Raw genomic sequence first — 15,600 nt, forward strand, 5'->3', positions numbered from 1 at the left:
TTCTATATGGTCAGATCAGAGCGTCTTGATCCGGTTTGGCCATGAGACGTCCTCCCATCTCGTAGAAATTCCGGTCGAAGGTTCTGGTTTCCATAATCGACGCAGCAAGCTCTTTGAGGATTTCCATATGGCGATCAAGTAATTCCGATATTCCCTCGTCGCTTTTATCAAGAGAAATAATAGCTCCGCTTGCATAATCCTGTATGGATCCTGCAAGATTGATAAAATCGGAGAGCACGTAATCTTCCGTTACCGCACCAGGCCGTTTCAGAAACTCCATAACTTCTTTATGGAGGTTGATGAAATCGTATATTTTCCCATGAATGGAATCAACATATGAGACGTTCTCTGATTTATTATTCATGAAAAGAACGCACATCAACAGGAAATAAAAGACTGTATCCCAGTTTGTCTTGACAAAGACATAATTCCAGTCATCGAAATAACCATAGGACGACCGATGCGTCTCGGCAAAAACCCCATAGGTTTCTTCAAGAAAGTCATTCATCTGATCGATCAGTGACAGACCGTCAGCTTTGGTTATGGCATTTGTGATCATTGTGTTGGCAAGACCGATCAGATCGGTACCGTTCGAATACAGAGGGTCGACAAAACCCGCAGCCTCGCCCGTTAATGCCCAGCCATCTGCAGAAATATACTGCTTGGAAAGATACGAGTAGTTTCGCAGCATGGCGAAATCAAGCACATCGAAATTTTTCGCCTCCATATAGCTATGGAAACGGGGCTCATGCTGTTTCAGCCAGCTCATAGCCAGAGGATAAGCACTCATCGATGAGAGCTTGTGAATGCTGTTATCGAAAACGATCCCGATGCTCGTCGTTTGTTCGTTGATCGGGATAATCCATACCCAGTAGCCACGCCCTACGAGATGGGTAGTGCTGTGCCATCTATCATCTGCGTCCAGAAATGAATTGGCCGGATCACGCGAGGCGAGAAACTCGTTGATATCGACTCTTCCTCCCACACGAAACCAGATAGCCGAATGATCGATCCCTGCTTCTTTCTGGAGACCAAATTTCTTCATTAATACGCGGCTGCGTCCGGAGGCATCGATGACCCAGCGTGCAGAAGTCGTTTTGCACGCGCCATCGTGATCTCTGATAGTAACCTGGTTCAGATCGCCTTTCTTCTCGAAGTCAATAACCTTGTTGTTCTCGATTACGGTGATCGATGGCTGAACAAGATCAAGGAGATGGTTTTCAAGTTTGCCACGATCAATCTGATAGGTGTTGTGTCGGGGATAAAAGCTCAGGCCAAGCTCACGATAAGGATCCTCTTCTGAGACACCGCTGGTCTGGATAAAGCGAAGTCCCATCTTCTTGTAATGCTGAGTGTTCAGGTGCTGTACACAACCGAGGGTCTGGGCAAGATAATGAGCGCCTATTTCCACGGTAGATTCACCCACCTTGTGAATACGCTCGGGATTTGGAAATTTCCGGTTATGTACGATGCAGATGTCCAGATCAGGATCTGCCATCAGCAATTGACGCGCAAGGGTCAGCCCTGCCAGGCCACCGCCTATGATCAGGACATCATGAAACGTATTCGACTCTCTATCTGACAACGCACTTCCCTCGATTAGCGTCATTGTTTTCAAAAAAACCGATGAATCCAAAGATGCGAACTTTGAAAATTCCTACAAGTCCGCAAACGGAATAAACCAGTCCACTTTTTCTTTGTTATAAAGACACAAGCACTCTGTACTTTACACGACATGTGCATCGCCCTGGAATTATATTTTGTTTAACACCTAAAACATGTCGTGATAACTTGCTGCTTCAAGACGGAATTTTCTTTCTGGTATACAGATGCGGCATACCCGTTCGCGGGTGATGAACAGAGATACGTTTTTTCAACACCATTATCGCGACGCTTGCCGTCATAAGATTTTGAGGCCGTTTATACTATGCCTTTTTCCGATCAAGAACGTCAGATTCTTCTGGATTGCAAGGGCATAGGACCGGTTGTCATACAACGTCTTGAAGAAAGTGGTATCGATAGCCTTGAAGAGCTGTCCCGGCAGATTGCTGATGAGCTATGTCATCAGATCAGTGTGAGGCTTGGAGCTTCCTGCTGGCGAAACAGTCCACAGGCGCGTTCAGCTGTTACCATGGCCATCACAATCGCCCGAGCGTTCGCAGGCGCCAACAAGTGTAGAGAGACCGATTGAAGTAAGGGTGCAATCTGGCCTCTGCTCACGTTTTGTACCCTTTCCTCTTTCCTAACAATCCGCGACAGCCTATCTAGGCAATTGAGACGCGTTCTCACAGGACGCCGTAATTCTTGTTCGGATGGGTCTAGCCATGACACTCGACACCCTGCCCAAAGGCGCCCACGCGATCGTCAGTCAGGTCGTTGCCCGCATGGAAGACGATCCGATCGCCACCCGTCTTGGCGAGCTTGGTTTCATACCCGGGCCCGGTCGAGATCGTGGCCACAGGCCCTGTGGGGCATGACCCGATTGCCGTTCGTCTTGGTTCCACCTGCTTTGCCCTTCGCCGTGGTGAGGCTTCGCGCATCGCGCTTCAGCACGATCTCTGATCCCTTATGGATGCTGTTACCCTGCCGGAAACGGCCACAAAGCCGTTGAGAGCCGCTCTTGTCGGCAATCCGAATTGCGGCAAGACCTCGCTGTTCAATCAGCTTACCGGCAGCCGGCAGAAGGTAGCCAACTATGCCGGTGTAACGGTCGAGCGCAAGGAAGGACGACTGACCACACCTCTTGGCCGTTCTGTCAGACTGCTCGATCTCCCCGGCACGTACAGCCTGAGCGCAACCAGCCCCGATGAAGATGTCACTCGTGATGTATGCATGGGGCTTCATCCGGTTGAGAAACAACCTGACCTGATCATCTGTGTCGTCTCGGCCAGCAATCTCCGGCTTCATCTACGCTTTCTGCTCGAACTTGTTCAGCTCGGCAGGCCAATGCTGGTCGTGCTGAACATGATGGACGAGGCAGCACGTATCGGCCTCACAATTGATGTCCCGGCACTCGCCGCCGCAATCGGTGTACCGATCATCCCCACCATAAGCCTGCGCAAAAGCGGAATCAGCCATCTGCTCGAAGCGCTCGACAAACCGGAATTCCCCCTGCCACCCGCATTACCTGAGGGGCTCGATCTGCATGCTCAGGTCGGGACACTGATCGCGCGCTTTACCAATGAATCGTCGCTCAGGAGTGACAGGCTGGCCGACAGGCTAGATCGCTGGTTTCTCCACCCCGTCTGGGGGCCAGTCATCCTTCTGGTCGTGCTGTTTTTCATGTTCCAGACAGTTTTTGCCTGGGCACAGCCAATCATGGATGCGCTTGAAGCGGGTATTGCTTCGCTTGGCCAGATGATTGTCTCACCTTTGCCTCAGGGATTGCTTCGCAGTCTGATCGCCGATGGCGTTATTGCCGGGGCGGGAACGGTTATTGTTTTTCTTCCACAGATCTTGATCCTGTTCCTGTGGATATTGTGCCTTGAGGAAACCGGCTATCTGCCCCGTGCGGCCTTTCTGCTCGACAGGATCATGGCACTTGCCGGATTAAGCGGACGTTCTTTCATACCGTTGCTCTCAAGCTTTGCCTGCGCCATTCCGGGCATCATGGCAGCGCGTACCATCCAGAATCCGCGTGACCGGCTGGTGACCATCCTGATCGCACCGCTCATGACCTGCTCCGCGCGACTGCCTGTCTATACGCTTTTGATTGGCGCCTTCGTGCCGCATCGCACGGTATTCGGCTTTCTTGGACTACAGGGGCTTGTACTGTTCGGGCTTTATTTCGTCGCCATCATCAGCGGCATCCTTGCGGCACGCCTCATGACGCACGGCGTAGCATCAGACGAGCATCCCCTGATGCTCGAACTGCCCCCCTACCGTACACCCAATCTGAAAAGCATAGCGCTTGGTCTGTGGCAACGTGCCACCATGTTTCTGTCGCGTGTTGGCACGATCATCGTTTCCCTGAATGTCCTGCTCTGGGCCCTGTCGAGTTTCCCGTCCCCACCAGCAGGTGCCCCAGGAGCCGCTATCGATTACAGTCTGGCAGGCATGATAGGCCACTGGATGCTGCCGGTCTTTGCGCCACTCGGATTCAATTGGCAGATCTGTGTTTCACTGATTCCTGGCCTTGCCGCTCGTGAGGTCGCGGTCAGTGCGCTGGCTACCGTTTATGCACTGGGCGCGAGTGACGATGCGGCGGCAAGCCAGCTCACGCCCCTGCTCAGTGCGCACTGGAGCATGGCAACTGCCTTCTCCCTGCTTGCCTGGTATGTCTATGCCCCGCAATGCATCTCAACTCTTGCTGTGATGCGTCGCGAAACACGCTCACTCAAGGTTGTTCTGGGCGCTGCTGCCTATCTGTTCGGCCTTGCTTACGTAGCGTCGCTGCTTACGTATCACGTGACACGCGCCCTGACTGGAGCTTCCTCATGACACAAAGCATCATCGTTATTGTTCTCGTAGGCATAGCGCTGGCTTTCTGGCTGAACAGACTTTTTCCGCTTCAGGCAGCGCGCCTCAGGACACAACTCGGCATTGCCCGACAGACAGCGCCTCAAACACAGAAAAAAGGCTGCAACAGCTGTGATCGCTGCAAGGGCGGGGGGTGTCACTAAGCAGCCGGCCAGACATTATATGCTGCTTTCAGCCCGCGTGATGAACTCGCGAACCTCATGCAGATTTTCCATAATGGCATGGGCCTTGCCGATGATTTCCTCATTCGGTGCCATAAGATCCGGTACCACAATCACCCTAATACCAGCTGCATGCGCCGCGCGCGCGCCATTGTGGGAATCTTCTATCGCCAGACAATAGGCAGGCTCGATGCCAAGGGCATGAGCTGCCTTGAGGTAGGGTTCCGGATCAGGCTTGCCGTGCGTGACATCGTCACGCGTGATGATGGCATCGAAACGCTCATGAATCCCGACATGCCGAAGATGGGTATCGGTACGTGCACGGCTCGATGACGTAGCAATCGCTCGCGGCAAACCCAGTCTGTCCAGATCATCCAGAAGCGGTATAACCCCCTGCTTCAGGATCAGCCTGCCAGCCTCGACCAGTGCATGCATACGCTTGTCCTGCGTACGAAACAGGGCATCAAGATCAACGCCTGATCCATAAGTGTCGATTACAAGACGCGCGCAGGCGTCACCTGGCAGACCAATCATCTGCCGGGCAAACTCGACAGGAATGTCATGACCGAGATCTCGCGCTGCGGTGACAAAGGCCTCAAGCGCGAGTGTCTCACTATCGAGCAGCACACCATCCATATCGAACAAAACACCCCGTATCGGGCCGGGTCCTGTCATCGAATCTCTCCTCACGCCGTCTGGCCGCGAGCGCAAAATGGCAACCAGGCTCCAGACGACACCTTATCTTGCCCTATCCGGGATGACAGACCAACCGCGCCGCCAGCTCAGCCGCAACGAAAGCCGCAATAATCTGAGGGCGCTTGTCGCCCAGCCCCTGAGCGCCTACAGGGCAGACAAGCCGGTCAATCTTTGTCTGGGGGAGACCGATATCACGGAAACCTGCCTCAAAGCGTTTTCTCTTGCTACGCGATCCGATAAGCCCGACATAGGCAAGATCGTCACGCTCAAGCGCCATCGCCACGATCATGGCATCAAGCCTGTGGCTGTGTGTCATGACCAGAATCCCGTCTCCCGGCCTCAGGCGGACAATCTCGTGCTCCCAATCATCGGTTACACAGACACTCACTCCGTGCGGCACCGTCCCGAACTCGTCCGCTCGCTGGTCGATCCAGCGCAGGGAGATGGGAAGCAATACTGCGGCCTGCATGAGTGCTCTCCCCACATGTCCTGCCCCGAATACGGACAGAACGGGCCAGGCCTGACGCTGCGCATCCAGGGCGCGCAGTTCAGCGTCAAGATCAAAGACCGGTTCATAACGGATCACCACTACGCCACCACAGCACTGATTGGCCTGTGGTCCAAGCACGAAGCGGTTTTCCTCACGCCCGGCCTCGCCGCGCAGGATCTGCCGCGCCCGCATCAACGACTCCCATTCAAGCGCACCACCGCCAATCGTACCCGTCTGGGCGGTTTCGGTCACAAGCATGAAAGCTCCTGCCTCACGCGGGGTCGAACCACGCGTTTCAGCAACCACCACACGCAATACGGCCACAGCCTGACGCTGCCATGTCTGGATGAGAGCCAGATCGATCAGCCGGATTCTCCCTGCTGGTTCTGCGCCTTGACGCGCATGATTGTACGCAAGAGCGTTTCAGGCGTCGCAGGCGCATCAAGCGACGGACAGGCGCGATAGGAATCAAGGCTTGCAATGGCATCCGACAAGGCATGCAGCACGGCTACGCATGGCATAAAGGGGGTTCGCCAACGGCCTTGGACCGGTAGATGGTTGCCTCACGATTGGGAGCATTCTCGAGCAGGGTAACATTGAAAATACGCGGGCGGTCAGAGCAGGCCGGGATTTTATAGGTGCTCGGGGCATGGGTACGCAGCCTGCCCTGCGTGTCCCAGACAAGTTCCTCGGTTGTCAGCCAGCCTGCCCCCTGGACAAAAGCGCCTTCGATCTGACCGATATCAATAGACGGATTGAGGGACTCCCCGGCGTCATGAAGAATATCGACGCGGTCAATCGTGTTTTCGCCGGTCAGCAGATCGAGCGTCACTTCGGCACAAGCAGCACCATAGGCAAAATAATAGAATGGCCGACCACGCCCTGTCGCTGCATCCCACGAAATCTTGGGGGTCTTGTAGAATCCGCTGGCCGAAAGTGAGATGCGCGCAAAATAGACCTGCCAGACGAAATCGCGGAACGAAATGCGCTCATCCCCGATGCGCACGCCTTCGGTCTCGAAGCTTATCTGCTCAGGGGCCACCTGCCATTTCTCTGCAGCAAAACCGATCATGCGCCCCTTGATCTGGGTAACCGCATCAAGCACCGCCATGCCATTGAGATCAGCCCCGGAAGAAGCCGCCGTGGCAGAAGTATTCGGCACCTTGCCCGTTGTTGTGGCGGTAATACGGACGCTCTCGGCTGGCAGGGCGAATTCATGCCGGACGATCTGCACCATCTTGGTATGCAGCCCCTGCCCCATTTCCGTGCCACCATGGTTCACCTGCACAGAACCATCTGTATAGACATGAACCAGCGCGCCCGCCTGATTGTAATGGGTAGCGGTGAAGGAAATGCCAAATTTCACCGGCACAATGGCAATGCCCTTTCTCAGGCTGCGGCTCGTGCTGTTGAACACACGCAGGGCCTCGCGACGCGCGCGATAATCACAGCGTTCGGCAAGCTGGCTCAGAACCAGATCAGTAATCGAGTCCTCAACCACCATGTGATAGGGCGTCACATTGCGTTCACCCGTGCCATAGACATTCCGCAGACGCACATCGAGCGGATCCATGCCCGTGGCATAGGCAATCTCCTCAATCACCCGTTCGGCAGCGATGATGCCCTGAGGGCCGCCAAAGCCGCGAAACGCGGTATTGGACTGCGTGTTGGTCTTGAGTGCCAGAGAGCGAAACCGCACATCGGGGTAGTAATAGGCGTTGTCGGCATGAAACAGAGCGCGATCGGTTACCGGGCCTGAAAGATCGGCCGACCATCCACATCGGGCCGCAAGCTCCATATCCACGGCCAGGATATCGCCCTGATCGGTAAAGCCGACATCATAACCAACCTGGAAATCATGTCGCTTGCCGGTGATGACCATGTCGTCATCCCGATCAAGGCGCATCTTGGCAGCCTGCCCTGTCCGTTCAGCGGCAAGAGCAGCAAGACAGGCGCACCCGTTGGCCTGGGATTCCTTACCGCCGAAACCTCCTCCCATACGCCTGATTTCAGTGGTGACGAGGTGGTGCGGCCGTCCCAGAACACTCGCAACAAGGTGCTGCGTTTCAGAAGGGTGCTGCGTCGAGGACCACAGACGCATTTCACCGGCTTCACCAGGCTGGGCAAGGGCTACCTGCTTCGAGATAGAAGTGTTCCTGCCCGCCTATCGTCAGGGTGCCCCTGAGCCGCCGCGGGGCCCTGCCGAGAGCCGACGCCACATCCCCCCGCGCCATGGTGAGCGGTCGCCAGACAACGGCGCTGCCATTTTCCTTCGCGCTGTCGATATCAAGAATGGCCGGGAGCTCATCATAGACGATACGCGCTAGGCTGACCGCACGACGTGCAATGGCTCGATCAGTTGCCACTACGGCGAAAATGGGCTGACCGACATGCTGCACCAGATCCTGCGCCAGTAGCGGCTCATCATTGGCATGAACCGGGCTGGTCTGGTTTTCACCCGGGATATCCTCAGCTGTCAGCACACGCACGACACCCGGTACGCGCGTACAGCCGAAAGATCGACGGATACGAGCCGCGCATGCGCTTTCTCGCTCAGGCCCGGTACCACATGCAACAATCCCTTCGGCTCGGGCAGATCATCGATATAGAGCGCCCGTCCGGTTACATGCAGCACCGCGCTTTCATGTTTCATGTCACGGGTGTCGTTGGTGGCAGGTCCCGGGGCGGATGCGGCTTCGGTGACCGATACGCTTTGAGGGGATGCGACGAGCGCGCTTTGATCAGGCATGGAGCAGCCCTCCCGCTCTGGCCAGACGTATGGTCTCGCCGCGGCTCTCCTCGTAGAAACGTGTCAGCAGATTGGCCGCCACAGTCTGTCGATACCAGGCGCTGGCACGCATGTCGCTCAGTGGGGTGAAATCTTCAGCCAGGGCCAGGCGGGCAGCCTCAAGCGTGGCCTCGTTCCATGATGCGCCCGTCAGCACAGCTTCCGCACGAGGCGCCCGGCAGGGCGTAGCCGCCATGCCTCCAAAGGCCAGACGGGCTTCCACAACATGACCGATTTCGTCCACACATATGGCGAAAGCAGCCAGAACTGCCGAGATATCCTGATCAAAACGCTTGGAAATTTTGTAACTGCGATAGAATGTGCCTTTGGCCAGAGGTGGAATATGAACCGCCTCGATAAACTCCCCTGGGCGCCGATCCTGCCTGCCATAGCCCAGAAAATAGCGCTCAAGCGGGATGACACGTTTTTCGCTGCCGTAACGCAGATGCAGCATGGCTCCGGCCGCAATCAGCGCGGGCGGTCCATCACCTATGGGCGAACCATTGGCAATATTGCCGCAAAGCGTTGCGCTGTTGCGTATCGGGGTCGAGCCGATCCGTCCGACAAGCGCGCCAAAATCAGGCAGGTGCGCAGAGAGTGCTTCACGTGCAGCATCATAAGTGATGCTGCGCCGATATGGAGCCCATCTTCCCTGTGTTCGAGCCTCATCAGCTCGCGGCACTGGCCGATAAAGGCCACACGTGCAGAGGGCGCATGGCCTTTGTAACCCATAGCCCTACATCGGTCGCCCCGGCCACAATCAGCGTATCCGGGTAATCGAGCAGATATTGTGCGAGCGTGTCGGCAGTGTCGGGTATAAAAACCGTCCCGGTTGCAGTCTGGATGACCACATCCGCATGATCCTCAAGCGCCTCCAGCCTTGGGACAAGGCCTGAAAGCATTTCTTCAAAGGCACTGTCGGGTGCTGCAAGCGCCTGCTTCATGGCGCGCACGATGGGGGCGTAGCCTGTGCAACGGCAGAGATTGCCTGAAAGGGCCGAATCAATCGCCGCATCGTCGTTCGGACGCTGTTCGGCATTGCGATAGGCTACCATCGACATCACAAATCCCGGCGTGCAGAAGCCGCATTGCGTCCCGTTGAGACTGACCATCGCCTCCTGAACCGGATGCAGGGCAGCAGCACTGCCGATATCCTCAATGGTAAACAGGACCGCACCATCAAGCATGGGCAAAAGCTGGATACAGGCATTGACAGCCTTCAGGACCACGCGATTTTGGCGCAAACGAGCGACAATCACCGTGCAGGCACCGCAATCACCTTCATTACAGCCTTCTTTGGTCCCTGTGCGGCCCTTATGACGCAGCCAGTCGAGCAAAGTCTGGTCAGGGGCTACATCGTTCAGACTGACGAGACGCTCTCCCAGATAGAACCGTATTGAATGACGCATGAAGACCCCCTTCAAAAAGCGGAAAGCAGATGAATGAGAGGGGGCTGCCCCTTCGCCATTTCCTGAAACTCTTGTATGATTGTGAGATTCGACGTCAGAGAACAATCAGGAATATTGCATTTCCTGCCTTGTTCTCGCTTCGAACTGCGCCTAAGGCTCCACGGCCATTCCAAACGCAAGAGGATCACAATGAAATCCACTGATCTGATCGACCGCATCGCTGCCGCTACCGGTGGCACCAAGGCCGACGCCAAGACCGCCCTCGACACGGTCTGGGCCAGCATCATCGACGCCGCCACCAAGGGCGACGAAGTTTCCATTCCGGGCTTTGGCAAGTTCCAGGTCCGCTCGACGGCTGCCCGTCAGGGCCGCAACCCGAAGACGGGTGAGACAATCGAAATTGCTGCTTCCAAGAAGCTCAGCTACTCCCCGGCCAAGAACGTCAAGGACGCGCTCGCCGGCAAGTAAGCCGCTCAGGGCGTCAGTCGGTTGAGGGTGGTTTCCGCCCCGCCCTGACAGCCCGGATCGGGTCAGGCCCCTGTTCTTCCTGAAAACCACGTTTTTCTCGAAAACAGGGCCTTACCCTTCCCTTTTGCCCCTCCATGGTCCCTTCACGGGCTGAGGTGCGAACAATAATTGGACGTAAAAGTTACTTTGTCCTGTCCGGGATGCTTGCAAAAGTAGACTGGTTTCGTCACGTTCCGCGGCATGCTGCCCCGCTTTCTACCCATTCTCCTCATCGCTTTTCCGTTCGTCTCTGCCCAGGCCGAAACGCCTGAAGCACAGGCTACTGCACGCGTGTTCGATCATCTCCGCAACGATCCGACCCGCCTCACCCTGTTCATGCGCAGCTTCCCGAAAGGGGGCGATCTGCACAATCATCTGGCAGGCGCCATCCCGGCTGAGAGCTTTCTCGACTGGGCGGCTGAGGACGGACTTTGTGTGTCTCTCTCCCAGGGGCGCCTTCTTTCTACCAAATGCCGACTTGCCACACCGGGCGATATCCCCGCTGCCCAGCTACGGGCACATGACGACGCGCGCGCGGTCATGATCGATTCCCTGTCGATGCATGATTTCGTTCCCACAGCGACAGATCGTTCCGGCCACGATCACTTTTTCTCGACTTTTGGACGGTTTGCACCGGTTCTGGCTGCCCATCAGGGGGCCATGCTGGCTCAGGCACGTGATCAGGCCGCTGCCGATCACATTGTCTATCTCGAACTCATGATCTCGCCGGGACTTGGCGCCATGGTGAAGGCCGGAGATCAGCACCCCTTGCACGATCTTGACCTCTCGGCGGCCCATGAGGCCCTGGCTGATGATCGTCCGCGCCTTGTTGCCGAAGCCAGACATGACACGGACGAGATGGAACATGATGCACGGGACATCCTGCAATGCGACACACCCGCCGCTCATCCCGGCTGTGCCGTGACCGTACGTTATCTGTTTCAGGCCATACGTACCATGACGCCTGCGCAGGTCTTTACCCAGCTGGATGCGGGCTACCAGCTCGTCCATGACGACAAACGTTTTGTGGGGCTGAACTTCGTCGCCCCTGAAGACAACCCCGTTGCCATGGCCGATTACAGTCTGCACATGCAGATGTTCGCCAAGCTGGGCGCTCTCTATCCCGATGTAAGGCTCAGTCTTCACGCAGGAGAACTGACCCCTGCCCTCGTTCCGTCCAGCGGATTGCAGAGCCATATACGCGACGCTGTTGAAATCGCAGGAGCGGAGCGCATTGGCCACGGGGTTGATATCGTATGGGAGAAAGATTCCATTCGCCTGCTCAATGAAATGGCCCAGCAACGCATTGCAGTCGAGATCAACCTGACCAGCAACGCCCAGATTTTAGGGGTAAGTGGTAGCGCCCACCCCCTGAATCTCTACCGCCGTGCCCATGTCCCGGTCGTTCTCTCGACCGATGATGAAGGCGTATCACGCAGCAATCTCACACTCGATTATCTGAGAGCGCTATCTACCACCAGCCTGACCTATGCCGATCTCAAGACCCTCTCGCGCAACAGTCTGACCTATGCCTTTATTCCAGGTACCAGCCTGTGGGACGGCGATCATATCACCACGCTTTGCAAAGCCCCCCAGAGCTTTGCCTGCGCGGATTTCCTGAAAAAGAGCGAGAAAGCCCGACTTCAGCTTCAGCTCGAACAGAATTTTGCTACTTTCGAGAACACGATCAGCCACGAACCCCTTTTCCAGTGAAAATCCCCTCACCCATGATGAAAAGCCTTCTCGCTCTCACCACACTCTCGCTTGTCAGTATTCCTCTCACCCCCCCTGTGGTGGCACAGGCTGCTGAAACGGCCCCTGCGGCAGCCAAGATCCCGGTACGCGTCGTAGTCGTTACGACCTTCGAAATCGGCAAGGATACAGGCGACACACCGGGTGAATACCAGAACTGGATCGAGAAATTTCCCCTCGCCCAGACCCTCCCTGCTCCGGGGACTGATCATGGCGTGATGCACTACAATCCTGATCTGCAGGTTCTGGCAATCGCCAGCGGTGAAGGTCCGGAGCATATGGCTTCTGCCATGACCGCCCTTGTTCTCGACCCACGTTTTGACCTTCGACACAGCTATTTCGTGCTTGCCGGTATTGCCGGGATCAACCCCAATTTCGGGACAATCGGCGCGGCAGTCTGGGCACCACGCGTCATTAATGGTGGACTGGCCCATCTGATCGATCCACGTGAAATCCCCAAGGACTGGCCTGACGGTTTCACACCTGTGCAGGGTAGCCGCCCCGACGAAACGCCACGGCCGCCTCTGCATTCGCTCTCCGGTGACATGATGTATACGCTCAACCCCGGACTGACACGCTGGGCCTTCGATCTTACCAGATCCATCACCCTGCCTGACAGCGAAGGCATGAAACAGAGCCGGGCGCGCTACCGTGCTACGCCCCGGCGCTGAAGCCTCCTGTTGTCATGATGGGGGATACCATTTCAGGTGAGACCTTCTGGGTTGGCAAGCTCATGAATCGCTGGGCTGAACGCTGGGTGCGCTACTGGACTGACAATCAGGGTGTCATGGCCACCACTGCCGAAGAGGATGTTGCATTCTGCCAGGCCCTCGCCCTCCAGGCCAAGGCCGGACGTGTGGATCCTGATCGTGCCCTCGTACTGCGGACTTCGAGCAATTTCGACATGCCCCCGCCGGGCCGGACTGCCGCGCAGCTCCTTGCTGATGAAGCCAATGAAAAAGGCTATTCAGCCTTCATTCCCTCGGTCAACGCTGCCTATCAGGTCGGCAGCGTCGTCGTGCGCGAGCTGGCAACACACTGGGACCGCTACGAGAAGGTGATTCCTTCCACCGGAAAATAGCAACAACAGAGCTTCGTTCCCCGTCTCCTTTCCGTTCCAATCCAGACCAGCCTAGCGGGACTGGCCGCGGAAGCGGGCCGGGGGCACGCCGAGCAATCGTGTAAATGCCTTGGCAAAGGCACTGAGAGACGCATAACCGGTCTCGACCGCAACACGGGTCACGCTTTCTCCCTGGGCAAGAAGCGTCGCGGCATGAAAAAGCCGCGCCTGACTGATCCATTGCTGCCAGCTCATGCCGGTCTCCCGGTCAAAATGCCGCCGGAAACTTCGTTCCGACATACCTGCCTCCCGTAGTGCCATTGCGAGACTGGCCCTGCCGGGATCCAGCAAGGCGGCATCCATTGCGCGCTGGAGCGAAGGACGCGTCGCTTTCGGCAGCACGAATGCCTGTTTTTCCGCATTACCGATCACCTCCTGCACCATCAGGGCAAGGGTCTGGAAACAACTCCTGGCCAGAGGATCAGGATCAAGCGATCCCTCTGACCAACGCACAACGTGAAACAGCATTTCCTGAAGAACCGGTGACACCGGAAAAACGCAAATAGTCTCACAGCTCCCGACAACCACCTCGGCATCCAGGAACAGCGACAATCCGTCGAGATCACGGATCATGGTGCGATGACGTGTTCTGGCCGGAATCCATAACGCATGCCCGGCAGGAAGAAGATGACGCCCGTCCTGCCCCTCCACCTGCGTCGTACCTTTTCTGGCAAAAAGAATCTGATGATGCTGGTGGTCGTGCCATGCATAGAACAGGGCCTCATGCGACTCCCTGCGAGCCATTCCGATGCCCTGCAGGCGGTCAAGGCCATGGTCCTCGAGAGCCACCTTCGTTTCCTCGACTGTCAGAATTCTCATCTGGCCGTTATCCGCTCTTTTTTGACCGACCCGCGTCAGACGGCCATCTCTTTCCCTCCTATCCTGCGCGTATCAGGAAAGGAATGAGCATGACGTCTACCCATGATAACCGGATCATCACACAGTTCACCCGCTGGGCAGCATGTTTTGCCGCACTGCCGATCCATGCTGAGGCCGAGAGCATGGCCATGACTGTTGCTGCCTGCGACGTCAGATCAGGAACACGTGTACTCGATGTGGCCTGCGGGCCAGGTATTGTCTCCTGCGCGCTGGCTGCGGAAGGTGCCGATGTAACCGCTCTGGATATGACCCCGGCCATGCTCATCCAAGGGCGCGAACTGGCCGCACGGCGTGCCCTCCCTGTCACGTTCGATCCAGGCAACGCCTACCACCTGCCTTACGGGAACGGTACATTCGACAGAGTGGTCACGCGATACAGCTTCCACCACATGATCCGTCCCCTTGACTGCCTGAAGGAAATGGTCCGCGTCTGCTGCACGGGCGGTCGCATTGTCGTTATCGATGCCACCCCGGCTCCCGAGTGCCAGCAGGCCTATGATCAGGCAGAAAGAGTACGTGACCCCTCCCATATAAATGCCCTGACCCGGACACAGCTCCTGTCTTTGGGAGAAGAACTCGGCCTGACTACAATCCGGACCCATCATTATCGCCTCGAGGCCTGTCTGAACGATCAGGTCGCCCCCGAAGATCAGGCTGCCCTGCATGATCTGTTTGCCGAGGATATTGCCAGCGGCACCAACCGGCTGGGGATGGGTGCCTGGCATGTTGAAGAAGGTATACGTTTCTTCTTTCCGATTTCGATTATCGTCTGGCAGAAATAACGCCTGCGGCAAGGACGGAACAAGGTTTTGTCAAAACACATTGGCCAGCTGAGACGCTTCTGGTTCAGGCGTTCAGGAGAAGGACGACAAGCTTGCTCAGCAAGGTTTCTTCTTCTGCGCCGAACCGCGCGGGTTCCGGGCTGTCAATGTCGAGCACACCCAGCAATTCACCATCGCGGATCAGCGGCAGGACAATTTCAGAGGCAGAAGCAGCATCACAGGCGATATGCCCCGGAAAGCTGTGTACATCGTCAATGCGCTGGATGCGGCGCTCCGCGGCTGCCGTGCCGCAGACACCACGCCCCATAGCGATACGCGTGCAAGCCACCCGCCCCTGAAACGGTCCAAGCACCAGCTCGCCATTCTTATAGAGATAGAACCCTGCCAGTTGATCCGTGGCAAAGCCTCAAACAATACCGCCGCGATGTTGGCCATATTGGCAATCAGATCGCTCTCGACAGCGACGAGGCCTTCAACAGCGGAAAGAATATCATCCTGGGTCAGTTTATGATCCGAGGCACTCATGGCATTTCACTT

General features: G+C 56.5%; 12 protein-coding genes and 4 pseudogenes. 9 read left to right on the top strand and 7 right to left on the bottom strand.

Translation table 11 applies throughout. The annotated features are described in order from the left end of the window. Nucleotides 1-10: 10 nt before the first annotated feature. A complete protein-coding gene (locus JCM25354_RS00755) occupies nt 11-1,585 on the bottom strand; it encodes an NAD(P)/FAD-dependent oxidoreductase (RefSeq protein WP_025884591.1) in 1,575 nt (524 codons plus the stop codon). Between the two features lie 342 nt (nt 1,586-1,927). Between JCM25354_RS00755 and JCM25354_RS00760 the strand changes: the two genes are divergently transcribed. From JCM25354_RS00760 to JCM25354_RS00775, 5 genes are all read left to right on the top strand, one after another. Then, a complete protein-coding gene (locus JCM25354_RS00760) occupies nt 1,928-2,191 on the top strand; it encodes a helix-hairpin-helix domain-containing protein (RefSeq protein ID WP_025884592.1) in 264 nt (87 codons plus the stop codon). A gap of 133 nt (nt 2,192-2,324) precedes the next feature. Next, a complete protein-coding gene (locus JCM25354_RS23210) occupies nt 2,325-2,477 on the top strand; it encodes a FeoA domain-containing protein (protein ID WP_369345702.1) in 153 nt (50 codons plus the stop codon). Further along, a complete protein-coding gene (locus JCM25354_RS23215; protein WP_369345706.1) occupies nt 2,467-2,562 on the top strand; it encodes a FeoA domain-containing protein in 96 nt (31 codons plus the stop codon). The genes JCM25354_RS23210 and JCM25354_RS23215 overlap by 11 nt, the downstream gene beginning before the upstream one ends. Before the next feature lie 6 nt (nt 2,563-2,568). Continuing rightward, the gene (gene feoB / locus JCM25354_RS00770) at nt 2,569-4,440 is read left to right on the top strand and encodes a ferrous iron transporter B (RefSeq protein WP_025884593.1); all 1,872 of its coding nucleotides are present in this window, start codon (nt 2,569-2,571) and stop codon (nt 4,438-4,440) included. After that, the gene (locus JCM25354_RS00775) at nt 4,437-4,622 is read left to right on the top strand and encodes a hypothetical protein (RefSeq protein ID WP_025884594.1); all 186 of its coding nucleotides are present in this window, start codon (nt 4,437-4,439) and stop codon (nt 4,620-4,622) included. The genes feoB and JCM25354_RS00775 overlap by 4 nt, the downstream gene beginning before the upstream one ends. A 15-nt stretch (nt 4,623-4,637) precedes the next feature. Here JCM25354_RS00775 and JCM25354_RS00780 read toward each other — a convergent pair whose 3' ends face one another. The 4 genes and pseudogenes from JCM25354_RS00780 to xdhA form a co-directional block, all read right to left on the bottom strand. Beyond that, on the bottom strand, nt 4,638-5,315 hold the full coding sequence (locus tag JCM25354_RS00780) for an HAD family hydrolase (protein ID WP_025884595.1): 678 nt from the start codon (nt 5,313-5,315) through the stop codon (nt 4,638-4,640). 73 nt (nt 5,316-5,388) lie between these two features. Continuing rightward, nucleotides 5,389-6,192 (bottom strand): xanthine dehydrogenase accessory protein XdhC, encoded by an 804-nt coding sequence (xdhC, locus tag JCM25354_RS00785; protein ID WP_148301326.1) that lies wholly within the window; start codon nt 6,190-6,192, stop codon nt 5,389-5,391. Beyond that, nucleotides 6,189-8,479, bottom strand: a pseudogene (gene xdhB, locus JCM25354_RS15630) (xanthine dehydrogenase molybdopterin binding subunit). Before xdhB ends, xdhC begins: the two are co-directional and overlap by 4 nt. Nucleotides 8,480-8,567: 88 nt before the next feature. Continuing rightward, nucleotides 8,568-10,023, bottom strand: a pseudogene (gene xdhA / locus JCM25354_RS23670) (xanthine dehydrogenase small subunit). A 189-nt stretch (nt 10,024-10,212) separates the two neighbouring features. Here xdhA and JCM25354_RS00800 point away from each other — a divergent pair. From JCM25354_RS00800 to JCM25354_RS15640, 3 genes and pseudogenes are all read left to right on the top strand, one after another. Further along, nucleotides 10,213-10,491, top strand: a complete 279-nt coding sequence (locus JCM25354_RS00800; protein WP_025884597.1) for an HU family DNA-binding protein — start codon at nt 10,213-10,215, stop codon at nt 10,489-10,491. Between the two features lie 240 nt (nt 10,492-10,731). Further along, on the top strand, nt 10,732-12,243 hold the full coding sequence (locus JCM25354_RS00805; protein ID WP_025884598.1) for an adenosine deaminase family protein: 1,512 nt from the start codon (nt 10,732-10,734) through the stop codon (nt 12,241-12,243). Between the two features lie 17 nt (nt 12,244-12,260). Next, nucleotides 12,261-13,363 (top strand): annotated as a pseudogene (locus JCM25354_RS15640) (purine nucleoside permease). Between the two features lie 51 nt (nt 13,364-13,414). On the opposite strand, the gene JCM25354_RS00815 reads toward JCM25354_RS15640, so the two are convergent. Continuing rightward, the gene (locus JCM25354_RS00815) at nt 13,415-14,221 is read right to left on the bottom strand and encodes a helix-turn-helix transcriptional regulator (protein WP_025884599.1); all 807 of its coding nucleotides are present in this window, start codon (nt 14,219-14,221) and stop codon (nt 13,415-13,417) included. 89 nt (nt 14,222-14,310) lie between these two features. Between JCM25354_RS00815 and JCM25354_RS00820 the strand changes: the two genes are divergently transcribed. Beyond that, nucleotides 14,311-15,063 (top strand): class I SAM-dependent methyltransferase, encoded by a 753-nt coding sequence (locus JCM25354_RS00820; protein WP_243443812.1) that lies wholly within the window; start codon nt 14,311-14,313, stop codon nt 15,061-15,063. 64 nt (nt 15,064-15,127) lie between these two features. Here the strand turns inward: JCM25354_RS00820 and JCM25354_RS15645 are convergent. Continuing rightward, nucleotides 15,128-15,588: pseudogene (locus JCM25354_RS15645) on the bottom strand (GAF domain-containing protein). Nucleotides 15,589-15,600: the final 12 nt, after the last annotated feature.

This window comes from Asaia prunellae JCM 25354, assembly GCF_000613885.1.
Taxonomy (GTDB): Bacteria; Pseudomonadota; Alphaproteobacteria; order Acetobacterales; family Acetobacteraceae; genus Asaia; species Asaia prunellae.

Bases quoted from the DNA above. Each gene is read 5' to 3' on its own strand.
- JCM25354_RS00760 (WP_025884592.1), top strand. From the start codon at position 1,928: ATGCCTTTTTCCGATCAAGAACGTCAGATTCTTCTGGATTGCAAGGGC.
- JCM25354_RS23210 (WP_369345702.1), top strand. From the start codon at position 2,325: ATGACACTCGACACCCTGCCCAAAGGCGCCCACGCGATCGTCAGTCAG.
- feoB (WP_025884593.1), top strand. From the start codon at position 2,569: ATGGATGCTGTTACCCTGCCGGAAACGGCCACAAAGCCGTTGAGAGCC.
- JCM25354_RS00775 (WP_025884594.1), top strand. From the start codon at position 4,437: ATGACACAAAGCATCATCGTTATTGTTCTCGTAGGCATAGCGCTGGCT.
- JCM25354_RS00780 (WP_025884595.1), bottom strand. From the start codon at position 5,315: ATGACAGGACCCGGCCCGATACGGGGTGTTTTGTTCGATATGGATGGT.
- JCM25354_RS00800 (WP_025884597.1), top strand. From the start codon at position 10,213: ATGAAATCCACTGATCTGATCGACCGCATCGCTGCCGCTACCGGTGGC.
- JCM25354_RS00805 (WP_025884598.1), top strand. From the start codon at position 10,732: ATGCTGCCCCGCTTTCTACCCATTCTCCTCATCGCTTTTCCGTTCGTC.
- JCM25354_RS00815 (WP_025884599.1), bottom strand. From the start codon at position 14,221: ATGAGAATTCTGACAGTCGAGGAAACGAAGGTGGCTCTCGAGGACCAT.
- JCM25354_RS00820 (WP_243443812.1), top strand. From the start codon at position 14,311: ATGACGTCTACCCATGATAACCGGATCATCACACAGTTCACCCGCTGG.